Here is an 18,652-nt window from a genome sequence, read left to right as displayed (position 1 = left end):
GTCTAGGCGGCTGACGTGACTGTTGTTTCTTCTGATGTTTCTGCTGATGTCCCTGCTGAGGCTTCCGGCCGGGGGCGCCAGGGCCGGCACAGCAGGGCGAAGCAGGCGACGCCCGCCAGCGCGCAGACGAGCTGGACCGTCGCCATGGGCACCGCCGTGTGCTCGCCCGCGATGCCGACGAGCGGGGAGGCGACGGCACCGAGCAGGAACGTGGACGTGCCCAGCAGCGCGGAGGCGGAGCCCGCGGCGTTGCCCGAGCGCATCAGCGCCTGCGCGTTGGTGTTGGGCATGGCCAGGCCCATCGCGGACATCAGGACGAACAGCCCGGCCGCCACCGGCGCCAGCCCCGGCCGGCCGAGGACGCCGGAGGCCATGACGAGCAGCGCGGCCGCCGCGAGCGCGATGACCGCCAGGCCCACGGCCAGGACCTTGTCCATGCTCACCCGGCCGACCAGCAGCTTGCCGTTGATCTGCCCGACGGCGACCAGCCCGACGGAGTTCAGGCCGAAGAGCAGGCTGAAGGTCTGCGGGGAGGCGCCGTAGATGTCCTGGACGACGAACGGCGAGGCGGAGATGTAGGCGAAGAGCGCGGCGAAGGCGAAGCCGCCGGCGAGCATGTAGCCGGTGAAGACCCGGTCGGCCAGCAGGCCGCGCATGGTGCGCAGCGCCTGGCCGAGGCCGCCGGCCTGCCGCCGGCCGGGCGGCAGGGTCTCGTCCAGCGAGCGCCAGACCACGACGGTGAGGACGGCACCGATGACGGTCAGGACGACGAAGACGCCCCGCCAGTCGGTCAGGCGCAGGATCTGGCCGCCGATGAGCGGCGCGACGACGGGGGCGACGCCGGAGATCAGCATGAGGGTGGAGAAGAAGCGGGCCATGGCCACGCCGTCGTACAGGTCGCGCACGACCGCACGGGCGATCACGATGCCCGCGGCGCCCGCGAGGCCCTGGATCAGCCGGAAGGTGATCAGCAGTCCGGCGGTGGGGGCCAGCGCGCAGGCGGCGGTGGCCAGGACGTAGATCACCATGCCGGCCAGCAGGGGACGGCGGCGCCCCCACTTGTCGCTCATAGGGCCGACGACGAGCTGGCCCAGCGCCATGCCCATGAGGCAGGCGGTGAGGGTGAGCTGAACGGTCGCGGCGGGACTGCGCAGCGCGTCGGTGACCTCCGGCAGAGCGGGGAGGTACATGTCCATGGAGAGCGGCGGGAGGGCGGTGAGGCCGCCGAGGACGAAGGTGACGAGCAGGCTGGTGCGGCGGGCGCCGGCCGCGGCGGCCGGCCGCCCGGTGGTCCGGTCGGCTACGGCCTGGGGGCGGCCGGGGTCCGTCATCGTCGCTTCTCCATGGATTTGGGGTGTTTCATGCAAGTTTCAAGTTACTTCCATGGTGTCATGCGCGTGCCGGATCCATGGCCCTTACAGGTAGTGATGTGCGCTACGCGGGGGCGGCGGGCGAGGAGCCGTGCCGTCCGATGGGGACGCCCTGGCTGGGGCGTGTCCGACGGCTCGCATGGGGGAGTCCGGCTGAACGGGCCGACGCAGCCATGGTGGACAGGCGGGCATCCGTTTTTCGGACAGTCCCCCGGGGGGACTCTTGAGAGGGGAACCCATTGCCCGGCAGGGTGCCGGACAGACCGGAGGCGCGGCGATGCACCAGCTTGTGGACCTCGCCTTGATCTGTACGGGGTGGGCGTGGGCTGCGGGCGAGCTGTTGCTGCAACTGCACGAGCAGCTGAGCAGCGAGCGGACCGAGCGGACCGAGCGACGCAGCTTGGTGGTCCTCTTGGCGCTCCTGGCCGGTGGTACGACGCTGGCCACGCTGACGCGGCACGAGGTCACGGCCTTGTCCTATCCCGTCCACGGGCAGGTATTGCGAGGCGCAGTGCTGGCCGTCGCATCGGCAGGCATCGCGCTGCGCTTGTGGTCGGTCATCACGCTGGGCCGGTTCTTCCGGGTCGCGGTGCACATCCAGCACGAGCACCGAGTGGTCAGCTCCGGGCCCTACCGGTGGATGCGGCACCCCGCCTACGGCGGCCTGCTGCTGGCCGTGCTCGGCTATTCCGTCCTGTTCGGCAACGCACTGTCCTGGCTGCTCATCGCTGCGTGCTGCCTGACGGCCGTGGGGTACCGGATACACGTGGAAGAGCGGATGCTGCTCGACGGCCTGGGCGAGGAGTACCGGGCGTACGCCGGCCGTACCCGCAGGCTGATCCCAGGAGTGTGGTGAAACGCAGTACCTGGGATCACCACCGGTACCGCACGGACCCACCGGACAGGGCCTAGGTGTATTGGCCCGCCGCTCGATGCGGGGAATGCCCTGGCCGTGGAAGCACGCGGCCGCGCGGGTAAGGAAGCCCGCGGCCCCGCCTGCCGGCCCGGCGTGGCAGCCACTCGCAGTCCGTCAAAGTGCGGCTCAAGCCGGGCCCACTCCCGATCCGACAGGTCGCCTCGCCCCATGTCGGCCGGAACGACGCCGGCACGACGCAGGCACGCGATCCGTCGGACACGCCTCAGGCCCGGCTGAAGCCCGGGGCCCCGGCCTCGGAGACGAAGCGGGCGGCGGTGGAGATGGCTCCGCCGGGGGTGACCACGCCCGTCAGCGTGCGGAAATCGGCCTCCAGCCGTTCCTCGTCGAGGGTGACGATCACATAGCCGCGGCGGGCGTCGTAATACTTCATGTGCGGGTTGGCGGCCAGCATCAGGTTCCAGTCGTCCGGGCGCTCCTCGCCGTCGAATCCGCTGGAGACGGACGTGCCGACCACCTCGACGCCCACGGTGCGGGAGGCGGGGTCGTCGAAGTCGCGCTTGATGTCCATGGCGTAGTGGACGTGCACGTCACCGGAGAGGACGACCAGGTTCTCGACGCCGGCCCGCTCGGCGCCGTCCAGGACGCGGGCGCGGGACGCCGGGTAGCCGTCCCAGGCGTCCATGGAGAGGCGGGAGCGGGCGGCGGTGGTGTTCTTGCGGCGGCTGAGGACGACCGGCTGGGCGACGACATTCCAGCGGGCGGTGGAGGCGTGGAAGCCGTCGACGATCCAGCGCTCCTGCGCGTCCCCGGTGATGGTGCGGGCGGGGTCCTCGGACTCGGGCCCCGGGTACTCCCAGCCATTGCCGTAGGCCTGGTCGGAGCGGTACTGGCGGATGTCGAGGATGTCGAACTGCGCGAGGCGCCCGTAGTGGAAGCGGCGGTACAGGGGCATGTCGGGGCCCGTGGGTCTGTGTGCCTCCCGCAGCGGCATGTTCTCCCAGTACGCCCGGTACGCGGCGGCGCGGCGGGCGCGGAAGACGTCGAGGGGGTCGTTGTTCTGGGAGACCAGGCCCGCGTAGTTGTTCTCGACCTCGTGGTCGTCCCAGGTGACGAACCAGGGGTGGGCGGCGTGCGCGGCCTGCAGGTCGGGGTCGGACTTGCCCAGGGCGTAGCGCAGGCGGTAGTCGGTCAGGTCCCACGTCCAGTGGTCGAAGAACTCGGGGAGGGGCGTCTCGGTGTACCGGCGCGCGCCGGCCTGGGCGTCGATGGCGTTCTCGTAGATGTAGTCGCCGACGAAGAAGACCGCGTCGAGCTCCTCGCGCGCGAGGTGGGCGAGGGCGGTGTAGTACCCCTCGTCGTACTGCTGGCAGGACAGCAGCCCGAAGGCGAGGCCGGGGACGGCGGCATCGGGGGCGGGAGCGGTGCGGGTGCGGCCGACGGGGCTGATCCATCTGCCGGTGCGGAAGCGGTACCAGTACACGCGGCCGGGCTCGAGGCCGCGTAACTCGAGGTGGACGGTGTGGTTGTCGGCGGCGGGGGCCGGGACGGTGCCGCTCTGCTGGAGCCTGCTGAACGATTCGTCCAAGGACAGTTCCCACTGGACGTCGATGGCGCCGTCGGCGGGGAGACCGTTGCCGGGCTCGTAGGGGGCGGGGGCGAGCCGGGTCCACAGGACCACGGAGTCGGGGAGGCAGTCGCCGGACGCCACGCCGAGGGTGAAGGGGTTTTCTCCGAGGGGGGTCATGCGCACAGAGTGCGCGTGGCTGGGGTGACTGTGAAGGCCTGTGGGGACGAACATTTGACGGCAGATCAGGGTGGCGCGGTGCGCTGCCCCGGGGGCGGGACGTCTCCTGGGGCCGCCGGGGGCGCACGGCGGCTCGCGCACCCCTCGAGACGGCTTCCCCACCGGCCTGAATGGCCGATTCCGGGTGTAGCGTCCTCCCAGAACGAGGGGCGGACCGAGGGGACACCGAGGGGGTGGCCGCATGAGCCCGGACGGAGACCCTCCACCACCACCGGGCCCGGCGCCGGGGCCGTCGCCGGATCCGTCGCCGGGCGGCCGGATCTGGTCGCGGGTGTGGACGTACTGGGTCACGGGCGGTCTGGCCGTGGTGCTGGCGGCGTTCGTCCCGGTCCTGGTCAAGGCGGCCCCCTGGGCCGAGGACGCCCCGCCGTCCCCTCCCCCGGCACCCCCGCCCGCCACGACGACCGCGCCGCCGTCGCCCGTACTCTCCACGGCCCCGACGACCGCCGCCCCGACGCTCAGGGTCTCGGCAAAGATCAACAGCGTGGTCCCGCTGGGCGCGGTGACCCCGACCGTCACCAAGCTCCAGGCCAACATCACCTTCACCGGCCTCAAGGGCCGCACGGGCTTCATCAGGTGGCACACCTACAACAACGCCACCAAGCTCCCGATGAGCGAGGACAGCACGATCACGTCCCCGGTCCTCAACTGGGACCGCACGGACTGGAAGCCCACCTTCATCGTCCCGACCCCGACCGTCCACTGGCAGGTCCAGGTCACCGCGTACGCGTCGGACGGCACCCGGCTGGCGACGGGGCACTCGAACTTCACGTTCAGCACGCCGTGAGGCGATTCCGGCTGTTGCCGCCTTTCTCGACTTTCTCACCGCGCGAGGGCCGGACCGGCCGGATACGGTGGGATGAGATCGCGCGGCCCGTGGGGCGGGTGGACGGAAAGGAATGGGCGGCGCGAGGAAAGGGGTCGGAGCATGTCCCTTCTCATTTCCGTGCTTGCCGCTGCCATGGCGGTGTCATCGCCCATGACGGGGGTGGCGACAGATCACGACGTCGTGGTGGAGGGCCGGTTCAGATCCGCTGCCGGAGGCGGCACCCACCAGGCGGTGACCTTCGACACGAAGGCGATACCGGACGGCAGCGGGGTGACGGTGACGGAAAGCGTCGATGACGACGAAACCGTCGTCGAGCTGAGCGTGGAGGGCATCCAGGCGAACCGGACGTTCGGCGCCCATGTCCACACCGAGCCGTGCGGCAACACACCGGACGCGTCGGGCCCGCACTACCAGAACGTCAAGGACCCCAACCCGCCCTCGACCGACCCTCAATTCGCGAACCCGCGCAACGAGGTGTGGCTCGACTTCACCACGAACGGGCGCGGCGACGGCGACTCTTCATCGACGGTGCAATGGCGATTCCGTGCGGGCGAGGCCCGTTCGGTGGTCATCCACGAACACGCCACGGAAACGGCCCCCGGCCACGCGGGAATGGCGGGCGCCCGGCTGGCGTGCGTGAATGTGCCTTTCCGGTGACTTGACTGCGGGGGCACAGCAGTACGCCTCCCTGGCGTCGTTTCCTGCACCCCGGTCTGACCCTGCGAGCCGCTTCCAGCTGTCCGGCCGATCACGGCGATGGCGCGTGATCGGCCGTGCAGCTCTCCTAGTCCTGCCGGCTGGTGACCTCGATGAGATGCATCCCGAACTGCGTCTTCACCGGGCCCTGAACCTCGTTGATCGGCGCGCTGAAGACAACCTGGTCGAACTCGGGAACCATCTGTCCCGGCCCGAACGAGCCGAGGTTGCCTCCATCGCGAGAAGAGGGGCACGAGGAGTGCTTCTTGGCGAGCTCGGCAAAGTCCGCACCGCCCTCGATCTGCTCCTTGAGCTGCAACGCTTCGGCTTCCGTCTTCACCAGGATGTGGCGAGCAGTGGCCCTGGCCATCACATGTCCTTTCAAGTGGCCCGATCATGAAATGAGCTACTCGGCATGCTACAGAGCCCTGATCCGGCGTTGTTCGGGCAACGCGGCGTGTTCCTTGCCGATGGTCACGCCCCAACGATTCATGCGGAGCCGGGCGCCGGACGAGACCGGCCTGTACGCCGGGCATAGTGCACTCACATGCGCTGACCTGCGACGTTCCTCGTCCGGAGGACGCGGTCGCCACGGAATCGCCACTTCGCGGCGACTCCCGGCCGCCACTGCGAGAAGAAGCAGCCGGGCCCGCCGGGTTCACTCGGCGCTGTCGTGCTCGGTCGGGACGACGAACCCCCTCACTGGCCGGTCGGCACCTTCGTGAGCGGCAAGAGCTCGAGCCTTCCGCATCGCCTCGACGAGGTCGGCATACCTGGGGTCGATCCATTCCACTGGTTCACTGCCCCTTCCGTTTCGAGGCAGCGTACGCGCCTCAGCCACTCGGTTTGGGGATGATGACGATCGGACCACCGTCGTCGCCGGCGGTATCAACCCCGATCCGGTAGGTCGCCGACGCGGTGGCGGACTCGCCCCACGCAAAAACCCTCTGACCTGCGGATTCGCAGATCAGAGGGCCCCGCCTCAGATGGCCGACGGACGAGACCGGCCTGTACGCCGGGTTCTGTCTCCCGGTCCCCTTGCGGGGGCCGGGGAGGCGGCCATCCATCTAGGCCTGCCGTTGCCGGCAGGCTCGTGCGGTCTACCCGCGGACTCGGGCGGGCAGCCCTCGGTCGTCCGCGCAGGGCCGCCGCCGTGAAGCGGCTGCCCCTCTTGACCTTGCTCCGGGTGGGGTTTACCTAGCCGTCCGAGTCACCTCGGACGCTGGTGGTCTCTTACACCACCGTTTCACCCTTACCGGGAATCCGAAGATCCCCGGCGGTCTGTTTTCTGTGGCACTGTCCCGCGGGTCACCCCGGGTGGGCGTTACCCACCACCCTGCCGTGTGGAGCCCGGACGTTCCTCGAAGGACCGGTGAAGGTCCCTCGCGGCCGCCCGGCCGGCTCGTCCGCCGTGACGACCATGTTACCGGCCGCTCACGCGGGGGCGAACCACACCTTCTCCCGTCCCGGGTTCGCCTGGATCACCCGGACCTGCATGCGCTTGCCCAGCGGCAGCGGCGGCCCGTCGCCGTCGCCCTCGACGTGGCCGACGACGGCCGGGTCGTAGAGGTGGACCGTGCCCGCCGTCGGGCGGGAGTCGATGACGTCGATCACGTATGCGTCGAAGACCTCACCGATGCGGTCGCGCAGCAGCGCCGCCTCGATCAGGTCCACGCACTCCCGCTCGGCCTCCGCCGCCCGCCGCGCCCCCCGCTCCATCTCCTGGGGCAGCGCGTCCATCGCCGCCCGCACCCACTCGGGAGCGGCGGCCCCGGACGAGGCCGCCAGGCACAGCTCGGCGGTGTAGCGGTCGACGAGGCGGCGCAGCGGCGCGGTGCAGTGGGCGTACGGGGCCGCGAGCGCCGCGTGGACCGGGTCGGCCGGGCGGGGGTGGAGAGCAGGGCGGTCGCGGTCGAAGATCCGGTAGCCGGCGCCGCGCAGCAGCGCCGTGCATTCCTGCAGGAAGGCGGCGTGCTGGGGGTGCCCCGGATCCAGGGCGCGCACGACCACCGCGTACGGCATCGTCTCCGGCCAGGTCACGCCCAGCGCCCTCGCCACCCGCCGCAGCCTGTCGATCGCGCTCTCGGGCGCTGCGGGGAGGGTGCGCAGGATGCCCGTCCCGGCGGCCAGCATCAGCTGGGCGCCGGCCATGCCGGTCATGAGCGACACCTGGGCGTTCCAGCCCTCCACCGGCAGCGGGGCACGGTAGGCGAGCTCGTAGTGGCCGTCGTCCCGCCGTACGACCTCCTGTTCCGGCACGTTCAGCGAGATCCCGCCGCGCGTGCGCTCCAGCTCCTCCCGCCGCAGGCCGATCTCCTTCAGGAGCGACAGCGGCTCCTCGGCCGCTCCCGAGTCGATCGCCCGCTGCACGCCCGCGTAGTCCAGCCGCGCCCTGCTGCGCACGACCGCCCGCCGCACGTCGGTGCGTACGACCTCGCCGGCGCCATCCAGGTCCAGCTGCCACAGGACCGCGGGCCGGTCGTGGTCCGGGAGGAGACTGGCGGCGCCCTCGCCCAGGACCGGCGGGTGCAGCGGAATGCGGACGTCCGGGTAGTAGAGGGTCATCACCCGGGCGTGCGCCTCCTCGTCCAGCGCGCCGCCCGGAGTGACGAACGCGGCCACGTCGGCGATCGCGTAGTGGACGCGAAAGCCCCCCTCCTTCCGCCGCGCCAGGTACATCGCCTGGTCCAGGTCCGTCGAACCCGGCGGGTCGATCGTGAACAGCGGCACGTCCGTCGCGTCGTGGGCGGGCATGCGCGGCCGCCGGGCGGCCTGTTCGGCCTCGGCGAGGACGGGCGCGGCGAAGCCCGTCGGTACGTTCGTGCGTCCGCGCAGCTCGCGCAGTGCGGACACCAGCGGAGCGCGCTCCGTGTCCGTCACATGCATCGGGCGCCGGGCCATGCACCGAGCCTATGGGCGCCCCGGGCGCGGGGCACGGCGAGTGGGGCGGACGGCGAGCCCGGCGGACGGCGTTAGGGTTGCTGGGTCCGTCCGCGCGATCCATATATCCGCGCCACCCACTTATCCGTGCAACCGCGCCATCCGTAATAAGGGGAACGACCGTGCTCGTGCTGCTGCCGCCGTCCGAGGGGAAGGCCACCGGTGGCACCGGACCGGCCCTCGGGACCGGATCGCTGTCCCTGCGGGGGCTCGGCGACGCGCGCGAGACCGTCCTGGCCGAGCTGGTGGAGCTGTGCTCCGGCGACGAGGACAAGGCGGCGGAGGTGCTGGGCCTCAGTCCGGGCCTGCGCGGCGAGATCGCCAAGAACGCCGGGCTCAGGACGGCCGCGACCATGCCCGCCGGGCGGCTCTACACGGGCGTCCTCTACGACGCGCTGGACCTCGCCACGCTGAGCGCGCCCGCGCGGGCGGCGGCGGAACGTTCGCTGCTGGTCTTCTCGGGCCTGTGGGGCGCCGTGCGCATCGGCGACGCGGTCCCGTCCTACCGGTGCTCGATGGGCGTCAGGCTCCCGGGGCTGGGCGCGCTCGGCGCGTACTGGCGCGGTCCGATGGCCGAGGCCCTGCCGCGGGAGGCGGGCGACGGCATGGTGCTGGACCTGCGGTCCGCCGCCTACGCCACGGCCTGGAAGCCGAAGGGCGAGCTCGCCGAGCGCACGGCGACCGTGCGCGTGCTGCAGTCGAAAATCGTCAAGGGCGTGGAGAAGCGGTCGGTCGTCAGCCACTTCAACAAGGCCACCAAGGGCCGCCTGGTCCGCGATCTCCTCACCGCCGGCCTCACGCCCGCCGGCCCGCGCGAACTGGCGGAGGCCCTGCGCGACCTCGGGTACGTGGTGGAGGGCGACGACACGCCCGCGAAGGCCGGCAAGCCGTGGGCACTCGACGTCGTGGTGACCGAGCTGTAGCGGTATCCGGGATGCCGCCGTTGGCCGATCCCGTAGCCCGCCGTTGCACATAGTGCAACATCCATTGCGCTGAGTAGGAACGCCTCGGCAGGATGACCGGCGTGAACGATCTCCTGGATCTCTCGCCCGTCATCCCCGTCGTCGTTCTCCACGACGCCGCCGACGCCGTACCGCTCGCCCGCGCCCTGGTCGCGGGCGGGCTGCCCGCCATCGAGATCACCCTGCGCACGCACACGGCGCTCGACGCGATACGGGCGATCACCGAGAGCGTGCCCGGCGCGATCGTCGGAGCCGGAACGGTCCTGCGGCCCGCACAGGCGGAGGCGGCCCTCGAGGCGGGCGCCGAGTTCCTGGTCAGCCCCGGGTGGACGGACCGGCTGCTGGACGCGCTGCGGGCCACCGGGGTGCCGTTCCTGCCGGGGGTCTCGACCGCGTCGGAGGTGATGGCGCTGCTCGAGCGCGGCGTGCGGGAGATGAAGTTCTTCCCGGCGGAAGCGGCGGGCGGCGTCGGCTACCTGAGCTCGCTCGCCGCTCCCCTGCCCACCGCCCGCTTCTGCCCCACGGGCGGCATCGGGCCGGACTCGGCACGCGCGTACCTGGCGCTGCCCAACGTCGGCTGCGTCGGCGGCACCTGGATGCTCCCGCCGGACGCGGTACGCGCCCGCGACTGGGACCGGGTCACGGAACTCGCCCGGCAGGCGGCTCGATTGGGGGACCAGGGCGCGTCGAAGTAGCCACCCCGGTCATCAGCCGTGGTCGCGGGGTGACACCAACGGGCGGTTTCACTGACCACAACTGTTCGCGGGTGACCGGCGGAACGATAACCTGCTGCCCGCCATGAACGATTTCGTTGACGAAGCACGCTCGCGAGTCGCACATCTGCTCCGGATGGCCAATACGACCGACGGCCGGATCAGGGCACAGATCATCGAGTACGCCGACACGACTCCGGAGCCGCCGGTGATAAGCCGGGGCGCGGGCATCGTCACCACGGGCTGCCGGCGCTGCCTGCGGACCGCATGGCGCCAGCACGACTCCGAGGGGCCGTTGTGGGTCTGCGGCACATGCGGGCACGTCGAGCCCATCGTCGTACGGTGCGCGCACTGCGACATCGACATGACGCCGCCGCGCATCGGCGACCCGGACCGCTGGGAGTGCCCCACCTGCGACAGCATCGCCTCGCCGACGGCCCCCTGACGGCCCGCCCGGCCCCCTGGGCGCCTGACGAATGACCGAGGCCCCCGCCGCGAATCGGCGGGGGCCTCGTCATTCGTCGAACGGATCTACGGAGAACTACCGCAGGTGCGACGTGTCGTTCAGCAGCCGCAGCGACGCGTTGCCGTCCGCGTAGTAGGCCACCGCCGACAGCGACGCCGCCGACAGCTCCATGCGGAACAGCGACTCGGGCGGCGCGCCCAGGGCCAGCCGCACCAGCGTCTTCACCGGCGTCACATGGGTGACCAGCAGCACCGTCCGGCCCGCGTACCGGGCCAGCAGCTTGTCGCGCGTCACCGCGATGCGCCGGGCCACCGTCGCGAAGCTCTCGCCGCCGCCGGTGGGCGCCGCCTTGGACGACGACAGCCAGGCGTCCAGGTCCTCGGGGTGGCGCTCCTTGACCTCGGCGAAGGTCAGGCCCTCCCACTTGCCGAAGTCGGCCTCACGCAGGCCCTCGTCGATGCGCACCTCGAGGCCGAGCGCCTTGGCGACGGCCTCGGCCGTCTGCCGGGTGCGCCGCATCGGCGAGCTGACGATCGCCTGGACGGTGCCCCGGGCGGCCAGCGCCGCCGCGACGGCCTCGGCCTGGCGGCGGCCGGCCTCCGACAGCTCGGGGTCCGTGCCCCCGCTGCCGGAGAAGCGCTTCTGCGGCGTCAGCGCGGTCTCGCCGTGGCGCAGCAGGACGAACGTGGTGGGCGCCCCGAGGTCGGCTGCGGCCCCCCATCCGACAGGTGCGGCCTTCGGCTCCTCGAGCGGTTCGGCGACCGGGACCGCGGCGGAGGCGGCCACGGCGAGGCCGGCGGCCGAGCGGCCCGGCTCCCACTGCCGGCCCGCCTTGCCCGCGTCCATGGCCTCGTTGGCCAGCCGGTCGGCGTGCTTGTTCTTCTCGCGCGGGATCCACTGGTACGTCACCCGGCCCGGCGGGAAGATCCGCTGGGCGAGCGCGGCCAGCGGCTTCATGTCCGGGTGCTTGATCTTCCAGCGGCCGGACATCTGCTCGACGACGAGCTTGGAGTCCATCCGGACCTGGATCTCAGCGTCGGGGTCGAGGGCCCTGGCGGCCTCGAGCCCGGCGATGAGGCCCTTGTACTCGGCGACGTTGTTCGTCGCCGTGCCGATGTACTCGGCGGCCTCGGCCAGCGCCTCGCCCGTCACGGGGTCGAGGACCACCGCACCGTAGCCGGCGGGGCCCGGGTTGCCCCGGGAACCGCCGTCGGCCTCGACGATGAAGCGATTCACCATCGTGGCTCAGAGGCCCGACTCGGGCGTGCGGACCAGGATGCGGCGGCAGTTCTCGCAGCGCACCACGGCGTCCGCGGCGGCCGCGCGCACCTCGTTGAGCTCGGTGATGTTCAGCTCCAGGCGGCAGCCCTCGCAGCGGCGCTGGTAGAGGCGGGCGGCGCCGACGCCGCCGGACTGGGCACGCAGCTTGTCGTAGAGCTTGAGGAGGTCGGCGGGGATGGAGCCGGCGACCAGCTCGCGCTCCTTGGCGGCCGTGGCGACGTCGGCGTCGATGTCCGCGGTGGCGGCGTCGCGGCGCGCGGCGGCGTCGTTGACCTTGGCCTGCACGGACCCGACGCGGCCGGTCAGCTCCTGGACGCGCTCCTGGGCGGCCTCGCGGCGCTCCATGACCTCGAGGACGACGTCCTCCAGGTCGCCCTGGCGCTTGGCGAGGGAGGCGACCTCGTGCTGCAGGTTCTCCAGGTCCTTGGGGGACATGCCGGCGCCGGAGTCCAGGCGCTTCTGGTCGCGGGCGGCGCGCTGGCGGACCTGGTCGACGTCCTGCTCGGCCTTGGTCTGCTCGCGGGCGCAGTCGCTCTCCTCGGTCTGCGCGGCGACGAGCAGGTCGCGGTGCTGGGTGAGGTCGCCCTCGAGGGAGGCGATCTCGGCGTGCTCGGGCAGGCTCTTGCGCTTGTGGGCGAGCTGCGTCAGGCGGACGTCGAGGGCCTGGAGGTCGAGAAGTCGGATCTGGTCGGCGGGCGCGGCGTTCAGTTGGGGGCTCCTGTTAGTGGTTGTGGGCGGACGACGCCGCGTGGGCGGTCCAGGGGTCGGTGACCGTTCGCGAGACATGGGTGCGCAGGCCCCAGCCGTGGCGGTCGGAGATCTCGTCGAGCTGGGCCGCGGCCTGCTCGGTCCAGGGCCACTCGGTGGCCCAGTGCGCCGCGTCGACGAGGGCGAGCGGGCTGTGCTGCTGGGCCTCGGAGGCGGGGTGGTGGCGCAGGTCGGCGGTGACGTAGGCGTCGACGCCGGCGGCCCGTACCTGGTCGAAGAGGGAGTCGCCGGAGCCGCCGCAGACGGCGACCGTGCGGATGGTGCGCGTGGTGTCGCCTGCGACGCGGATGCCCTGCGCGGTGGCGGGCAGGCGCTTGGCGGCGCGCTCGGCGAAGTCGGCCAGGCTCATCGGCGGGTCGAGCTCGCAGATCCGGCCCAGGCCGCGGCGGCCGGCGGGGTCGGCCGGGTCGGGCACGAGGGGGCCGGTGACGCGCAGGTCGAGGGCGCCGGCGAGGGCGTCGGAGACGCCGGGGTCGGCGCTGTCGGCGTTGGTGTGCGCGACGTGCAGGGCGATGTCGTTCTTGATGAGGGTGTGCACGGCGCGGCCCTTGAAGGTGCCGGCCGAGACCGTCGTCGTGCCGCGCAGGTAGAGCGGGTGGTGGGTGACGAGCAGGTCGGCGCCGAGTTCCACGGCCTCGTCCACGACCTCCTGCACGGGATCGACGGCGAACAGGACCCGGCCGACCTCGGCGTCGGGGTCGCCGCAGACCGTACCGACGGCGTCCCACTGCTCGGCCCGCTCCGGGGGCCACAGGGCGTCGAGGGCGGCGATGACTTCAGACAGTACGGGCACGGAGGAAAGGCTACCTGCCTCCGTGCCCGGACTCGGCTGACGTCCTGCTTCGCGAAGAACTTCGCGGGGAGAACCTCAGGAGGACGCCGTTACTTCACCAGGAAGCCGCGGAGGTCGTCCAGGACGCTGTTGGCGGCCGTGACGCCGAGGCCCAGGTACCAGGTCTCGTCCTTGACGGGCTTGGCCTGGCCGTCCTTGACCGCCTTGAGGTTCTTCCACAGCGGGTTCTCCTCGGCGGCGCTCTGCTTGGTCTTCTCCGGGTCACCGTAGACGCCGGTGAAGATCCAGTCGCCGTCGGCCTTGTCGATGTTCTCCGGGCTGATCTCGACGGCGAGCTTGTCGGCCTGCTGGATCTTCGGGCGGGGCAGGCCGGAGTCCTTGAGGATGGTGCCGATGAAGGACTGCTGGGCGTACAGGCGGGTGAACTGCGGCAGGTAGCGCACCATGCTGATGGTGGGCTTCTTGTCGCCGAGGTCGGTGCCGAGCTTCTTGGCCTTGGCCTCGTAGGCCTCGAGCTGCTTCTTGGCGTCGGCGGTCTTGTCCAGGGCCGCGGCGTTGAGGAGGTAGTTCTCCTTCCAGGTGAAGCCCGGACGGATGGAGAAGACGGTGGGGGCGATCTTGGAGAGGTCCTTGTAGCTCTTCTCCGCGCGCAGCTTGCTGCCGAGGATCAGGTCGGGCTTGAGCTCGTTGATCGCCTCGAGGTTGAGGTTGTTGATGGTGCCGACGCTCTTGGGCTCGCCGACGTCCTTCTTCAGGTACTCGGGGATCTCCTGGCTGCCCTCGCTGGGGGCCCAGCCGACGGGCTTGATGCCGAGGGAGACGACGTTGTCGAGCTCGCCGACGTCGAGGACGACGACGCGCTTGGGCATCTCCTTGATCTCGGTCTTACCGAGCGCGTGCGTGACGGTGCGCGGGAACTGGCCGGGCTTGGCGTCCGTGCCGAGCTTCGCGGTGTCCTCGGCGGCCTTGCCGAAGTCCTTGCCGCCCTGGGCGACGGACTTGGAGCCCGCCCCGCCGTCCTTTCCGGCCTTGTCGTCGCCCTTGTCGGACGAGCCGCAGGCCGCGAGGGAGAGCGCGGCCGCTATGGACAGGGCTGCGGCGGTGCCGCGGCGGCGGAGGGTCATGGGGGGACTCCTTGGGTGGTGCGGGGTGGGGGTGGGCGGTGGTCAAGCCCAAGTCAAGAGCGCCGGTCAGCCAGGTGCGGCAGTGCTTAGGCTCGCCTAACCTCGGTCGAACTTTAAACATGCTTTGCCTACGCAGCACAACCGCCCCCCGCACATCGGCCGAACCCGGAATCCGCCACCCTTACGCGTGAAGCACCCGGGGTCGGAGGGTTGAGCCCGAGGCACGATAACTACGTTCAGTGCCGGAGGTGACGTTTCTCATGACGGTCTGTGCTCCCCATGGCACCCAGAGCGCCCCGCAAAGCACTTCCCAGGGTGCGTCGCCGCCGGTGGACATGAGACGTACGGCATTCACGGTCACTGTCGACGGCTCGTACGCCGCCTGGCTGGCCCTCGGCCACGGCACCGACGGGTGGTTCCCCGAGCGCTGGACCCTCGACGGGCCCGAGCCGTACGCGGTGTCCCTCCCCGGCAGCCAGCCCGAGGAGCCGGACACCGAGGTGCTGCCGCTCACCGACGGCCGGGTGCTGATCCGGCGCCGGGTGGCCGAACGGTACGCGCTCTCGCTGCTCTACCCCACCGGGCCCGGCACGGGCGAGCTGCCGCTGGGCGCCATCGAGTGCCCGTACCTGTCGCTGCTGCCGCCCGCGCCCGACGGCTCGTCCGCCTACGCGCTGGTGCACGGCGAGGAGCGGACCACGCTCTGGCGCGTCCACGGCGGACCGGGCGGGCCGGAGCTGCTGGCCACCGTTCCGGGGCGGTGCGAGGGCGGCGCGTGGCTGGATCGTTCGGGCCGTCTGCTGGCGCTGGACCGGGAGCTGGACGGGCTGACCAAGGCCGTCGTCGTCGACCTCGGCCGCGGCGGCGAGACCAGCCCGCTGCTGCAGATCACGGACAAGAGCAACGACCGGCTGCTGCTGGCCGAGCCGGACAGCGGTCTGCTGCTCGTACGGTCCGACGCGCCCGGCGTCGACCGGCTGGGCTGGGGCGTGCTCGGCTCGGCCCGGCCGGTGCGCTTCCCGGAGTGCCTGCTGCTGCCGGACGCCTCCGTGACGCCGTTCGCCGCACAGCCGGGCCAGGGCCTGTCGCCCGAGGCCTGCTCGGTGGCGTTCCGCATCGACCGGGCGGCGGGCAGCTGGGTGGGGGTGTGGCGTCCGGCGAAGAAACGGCTGCAGCAGTTCCAGGGCCCAGTGGGATGGCTGGCGGGGGCCGGGCTGTGGACGGCGGACGGGGAGCTGCGGCTGCCGTTCGTGACACCGGGGGTTCCCTGCGGTCTGGCCCGGCTGCGGCTGTCGGAGGACGGGGCGGGCGTGGTGGTGGGCGAGGCCCGGGAGGAGGCCGGGTGCGCCCTCGCGGCGGGAGCGGAGGACGACGAATCGGACCGCCCGGACGACCCGGACGGCCCGTCGCTCGTGCCGGCACCCCGGCCGGTGCCGCTGCAGCAGGCACCGTGCGCCCGTACGTCATAACGGGGGACATGGCGGACACGCGAACGGGTGCGAGTGGCCCGGTGATCAAGGTCCCGTTAAACTCGGCCGGGGGTCGCGCAGCTGTACCGGACGGGCACCCGGGTGAACCGGGGTGAGCCGAACGGTCGGGCGTGGAACGCGTGTTGACGTCTGGTGATGTCTGTGATGCCGTGCGCCACCGCTGTGTGGCCCCTGACGCGCAGAGCACGCATCCACATCCGACGGAGTGACTTTCCCCATGCCCGATGCCCGAACCGACACGACCGAGGCGCGCCACGCAGAGGCGTCCGCCCAGGCCGCAGCCGCCGGCACCGGCAGGCACCGCGGTCCCGCGTCCCCGGACGAGAACCGCGCTCCCGCCCAAGGCAAGCACCGCCGCGCCGACGCCAACTGATCGATCGTTCCCGGACGCCGGGCGGGCTGGAGAAACCGGCCCGCCCGGCGTCCGGCTTTTCCGGCTCGGCCCGTCTCGCTCCCGCTTCAGCCCCTCCTCAGTCCCGCTTCAGCCGCAGCACCTCCGGCGCCGCGAAGCCCTCGCCCTCCGGCCGCGCCGCGTAATAGGGCGTCAGGAGCGCGTCCAGCTCCGCCACGCTGAAGACGTCCCCCTTCGCGTCGAACCGCGCCGCCACCCGGGGGCGCTCCATGACGGCCACCATCCCGCCGTGCACCACGAAGACCTGCCCGCTGACCCCGGCCGCAGCCGGGGAGGCGAGGTAGGCCACCAGCGGTGACACGTGCTCGGGTGCGAGCGGGTCCGTCCCGCCGTCGGCGGGGGCGGCGTCGGGGAAGACGTCCCGCGTCATCCGGGTCCGCGCACGTGGGCAGATCGCGTTCACCGTCACCCCGTACTTGCGCAGCGCCTGTGCCGAGGAGGTGGTCAGGCCGACGATGCCGCCCTTGGCCGCCGCGTAGTTGGGCTGTCCGGCCGAGCCCGCCAGGAAGGCCTCGGAGGAGGTGTTGACGATCCGTCCGTAGACCGGGGGCGCGCCGGGCGCGGCCGCCTTGGCGCGCTCGCGCCAGTGCTCGGCGGCGAAGCGGATCGTGTTGAAGTGGCCCTTGAGGTGCACGCGGACGACCGAGTCCCATTCGTCCTCGGTCATGGAGAAGACCATGCGGTCGCGCAGGATGCCCGCGTTGTTGACGAGGATGTCGAGCGCTCCGTAGGTCTCGACGGCCAGTCGGACCAGCGCACGGGCCTGGTCGAAGTCGGCGACGTCGCCGACGTGGGCGGTGGCCCGCCCGCCGGCCGCCCGGATCTCCGCGACGACGGCCTCGGCGGGCTCGGCGCATGACTCGCCGGACCCGTCGCGGCCGGGGCGGCCGTGGTCGTTGACGACGACGTCGGCGCCCAGGCGGGCGAGTTCGAGAGCCTCCGCCCGGCCGAGGCCGCGCGCGGCGCCGGTGACGACGGCGGTCCTGCCCCGGAGGGGCCGCCCGGGAGGGGCCGTCATCACATCGTCACCCAGGTGCGCAGCGCCTCGCCCGTGCGCATCTGCTCGACGGCGTCGTTGATGCGGGCGAGCGGGACGCGATGGGTGATCAGGCCCTCGAGGTCGACGCGGCCGGCCCGCCACAGGGCGATGGCGCGTTCGTAGGACCGCAGGACGTCGCCGCCGCCGTAGAGGGAGGGCAGGATCTTCTTCTCGTCGAAGAACAGCTCGAACATGTTGAGGCTGAGGTGGTCGTCCAGCGCCCCGGCCCCGACGATGCACAGGGTGCCGCCGCGGCGCGTGGCCTCGTAGGCGGTGCGGGCGGTGGCGGAGGTGCCGACGACCTCGAAGGCGTAGTCGAAGCCCTCGCGGCCGGTGATGCGGGCCCTGGCGTCGGCCAGTCCCTCGGGGGCGACGGCCTCGGTCGCGCCGAAGCGCAGGGCGGCCTCGCGGCGGGACTCGACGGGGTCGACGGCGACGATCTGCGCGGCGCCGCTGACGCGGGCCCCCTGGATGACGGAGACGCCGACGCCGCCGCAGCCGATGACGGCGACCGAGGAACCGGCCTCCACGCGCGCGGTGTTGAGCGCGGCGCCCAGGCCGGTGGTGACGCCGCAGCCGATGAGGGCGGCGATCTCGTAGGGGACGTCGTCGGGGATCGGTACGGCGCAGCGGGCGTCGACGACGATCTCCTCGGCGAAGGTGCCGGTGCCGGCGAAGCCGTAGAGGTCGGTGGTGCGGCGCCGGAAGTTGGGGACGCCCGCGTTGCGGAGCGAGGCGAGGCAGAGCTGGCCCTGCCCGCGCCGGCAGGCGGCACAGCCGCCGCAGGGCGGCAGCCAGCAGACGAGCACGCGGGAGCCCTGTGCGAGGCCGGTGGCCTCGGTGACGCCGGGGCCCGCCTCGGTGACGACGCCCGCGCCCTCGTGGCCGGGGACGAAGGGCGCGTTCTGCGGGAGGACGCCGGACATCGCGGAGAGGTCGGAGTGGCACAGCCCGGCGGCCCGCACCCGGATTCTGACCTTGCCGGGGCCGAAGCCGACGGCTTCGACGTCCTCGAGGACCTCGAGCGTTTCCTGCCCTGTCTTGTGCTGTACGGCGGCGCGCATGACGGAGCTCCCTTCGCGGGTTCG

Annotated in this window: 18 protein-coding genes and 1 other RNA gene; 8 read left to right on the top strand and 11 right to left on the bottom strand. The window is 72.1% G+C overall.

Annotated elements, in window-relative coordinates:
* Positions 1-2 precede the first annotated feature (2 nt).
* Positions 3-1,331 carry a multidrug effflux MFS transporter gene (locus ACIG36_RS03180; protein ID WP_399920976.1) on the bottom strand — a complete coding sequence of 443 codons (1,329 nt, stop codon included), beginning with the start codon at positions 1,329-1,331 and terminating at the stop codon, positions 3-5.
* 316 nt (positions 1,332-1,647) lie between these two features.
* Here ACIG36_RS03180 and ACIG36_RS03175 point away from each other — a divergent pair, with 316 nt between their 5' ends.
* Positions 1,648-2,226 (top strand): methyltransferase family protein, encoded by a 579-nt coding sequence (locus tag ACIG36_RS03175; protein WP_399920974.1) that lies wholly within the window; start codon positions 1,648-1,650, stop codon positions 2,224-2,226.
* A gap of 283 nt (positions 2,227-2,509) precedes the next feature.
* On the opposite strand, the gene ACIG36_RS03170 is transcribed toward ACIG36_RS03175, so the two are convergent.
* Positions 2,510-3,991: an alkaline phosphatase D family protein gene (locus ACIG36_RS03170; RefSeq protein WP_399920971.1), complete on the bottom strand. Its 1,482-nt coding sequence runs from the start codon at positions 3,989-3,991 to the stop codon at positions 2,510-2,512.
* A gap of 241 nt (positions 3,992-4,232) precedes the next feature.
* Between ACIG36_RS03170 and ACIG36_RS03165 the strand changes: the two genes are divergently transcribed.
* Both ACIG36_RS03165 and ACIG36_RS03160 read left to right on the top strand, forming a co-directional pair.
* Complete coding sequence (locus ACIG36_RS03165; protein ID WP_399920968.1) at positions 4,233-4,838, top strand: hypothetical protein; 606 nt, start codon at positions 4,233-4,235, stop codon at positions 4,836-4,838.
* Between the two features lie 273 nt (positions 4,839-5,111).
* Positions 5,112-5,537: a superoxide dismutase family protein gene (locus tag ACIG36_RS03160; protein ID WP_399920965.1), complete on the top strand. Its 426-nt coding sequence runs from the start codon at positions 5,112-5,114 to the stop codon at positions 5,535-5,537.
* 127 nt (positions 5,538-5,664) lie between these two features.
* Here ACIG36_RS03160 and ACIG36_RS03155 read toward each other — a convergent pair whose 3' ends face one another.
* From ACIG36_RS03155 to ACIG36_RS03145, 3 genes are all read right to left on the bottom strand, one after another.
* On the bottom strand, positions 5,665-5,946 hold the full coding sequence (locus ACIG36_RS03155; RefSeq protein ID WP_399920962.1) for a peptidylprolyl isomerase: 282 nt from the start codon (positions 5,944-5,946) through the stop codon (positions 5,665-5,667).
* 624 nt (positions 5,947-6,570) lie between these two features.
* Positions 6,571-6,981: RNase P RNA component class A (rnpB, locus tag ACIG36_RS03150), an RNA gene on the bottom strand.
* Between the two features lie 29 nt (positions 6,982-7,010).
* Complete coding sequence (locus ACIG36_RS03145) at positions 7,011-8,477, bottom strand: RNB domain-containing ribonuclease (protein ID WP_399920959.1); 1,467 nt, start codon at positions 8,475-8,477, stop codon at positions 7,011-7,013.
* Between the two features lie 161 nt (positions 8,478-8,638).
* Between ACIG36_RS03145 and yaaA the strand changes: the two genes are divergently transcribed.
* From yaaA to ACIG36_RS03130, 3 genes are all read left to right on the top strand, one after another.
* Positions 8,639-9,439 (top strand): peroxide stress protein YaaA, encoded by an 801-nt coding sequence (yaaA, locus tag ACIG36_RS03140; protein ID WP_399920956.1) that lies wholly within the window; start codon positions 8,639-8,641, stop codon positions 9,437-9,439.
* Positions 9,440-9,531: 92 nt separating this feature from the next.
* The gene (gene eda / locus ACIG36_RS03135) at positions 9,532-10,173 is read left to right on the top strand and encodes a bifunctional 4-hydroxy-2-oxoglutarate aldolase/2-dehydro-3-deoxy-phosphogluconate aldolase (protein ID WP_399920953.1); all 642 of its coding nucleotides are present in this window, start codon (positions 9,532-9,534) and stop codon (positions 10,171-10,173) included.
* A gap of 103 nt (positions 10,174-10,276) precedes the next feature.
* A complete protein-coding gene (locus ACIG36_RS03130; protein WP_399920951.1) occupies positions 10,277-10,636 on the top strand; it encodes a hypothetical protein in 360 nt (119 codons plus the stop codon).
* A 96-nt stretch (positions 10,637-10,732) separates the two neighbouring features.
* On the opposite strand, the gene ACIG36_RS03125 is transcribed toward ACIG36_RS03130, so the two are convergent.
* From ACIG36_RS03125 to ACIG36_RS03110, 4 genes are all read right to left on the bottom strand, one after another.
* Positions 10,733-11,896, bottom strand: coding sequence for a bifunctional RNase H/acid phosphatase (locus ACIG36_RS03125; protein WP_399920948.1), 1,164 nt, complete (start codon positions 11,894-11,896; stop codon positions 10,733-10,735).
* Positions 11,897-11,902: 6 nt separating this feature from the next.
* Complete coding sequence (locus tag ACIG36_RS03120; RefSeq protein WP_399922166.1) at positions 11,903-12,646, bottom strand: zinc ribbon domain-containing protein; 744 nt, start codon at positions 12,644-12,646, stop codon at positions 11,903-11,905.
* Positions 12,647-12,659: 13 nt separating this feature from the next.
* Complete coding sequence (locus ACIG36_RS03115; protein WP_399920945.1) at positions 12,660-13,499, bottom strand: Nif3-like dinuclear metal center hexameric protein; 840 nt, start codon at positions 13,497-13,499, stop codon at positions 12,660-12,662.
* An 89-nt stretch (positions 13,500-13,588) separates the two neighbouring features.
* Entirely contained in the window at positions 13,589-14,623 is a 1,035-nt protein-coding gene (locus tag ACIG36_RS03110) for an ABC transporter substrate-binding protein (RefSeq protein WP_399920942.1), read from the bottom strand.
* Positions 14,624-14,883: 260 nt separating this feature from the next.
* On the opposite strand from ACIG36_RS03110, the gene ACIG36_RS03105 reads away from it, so the two are divergent.
* Both ACIG36_RS03105 and ACIG36_RS03100 read left to right on the top strand, forming a co-directional pair.
* Positions 14,884-16,092, top strand: a complete 1,209-nt coding sequence (locus ACIG36_RS03105; protein ID WP_399920940.1) for a hypothetical protein — start codon at positions 14,884-14,886, stop codon at positions 16,090-16,092.
* Positions 16,093-16,330: 238 nt separating this feature from the next.
* Complete coding sequence (locus tag ACIG36_RS03100; RefSeq protein ID WP_399920937.1) at positions 16,331-16,486, top strand: hypothetical protein; 156 nt, start codon at positions 16,331-16,333, stop codon at positions 16,484-16,486.
* Between the two features lie 97 nt (positions 16,487-16,583).
* Here ACIG36_RS03100 and ACIG36_RS03095 read toward each other — a convergent pair whose 3' ends face one another.
* Together ACIG36_RS03095 and ACIG36_RS03090 are read right to left on the bottom strand one after the other, a co-directional pair.
* Positions 16,584-17,543 carry a 3-oxoacyl-ACP reductase gene (locus tag ACIG36_RS03095; protein ID WP_399920934.1) on the bottom strand — a complete coding sequence of 320 codons (960 nt, stop codon included), beginning with the start codon at positions 17,541-17,543 and terminating at the stop codon, positions 16,584-16,586.
* A complete protein-coding gene (locus tag ACIG36_RS03090; protein WP_399920931.1) occupies positions 17,543-18,628 on the bottom strand; it encodes a Zn-dependent alcohol dehydrogenase in 1,086 nt (361 codons plus the stop codon). Before ACIG36_RS03090 ends, ACIG36_RS03095 begins: the two co-directional genes overlap by 1 nt.
* Positions 18,629-18,652: the final 24 nt, after the last annotated feature.

Origin of the sequence: Streptomyces sp. NPDC053048, assembly GCF_044547045.1 — a bacterium.
Lineage (GTDB): Bacteria > Actinomycetota > Actinomycetes > Streptomycetales > Streptomycetaceae > Streptomyces.
Note: the sequence above shows the minus strand (reverse complement) of the source record. Positions and strands in the feature narration are given on the sequence as shown.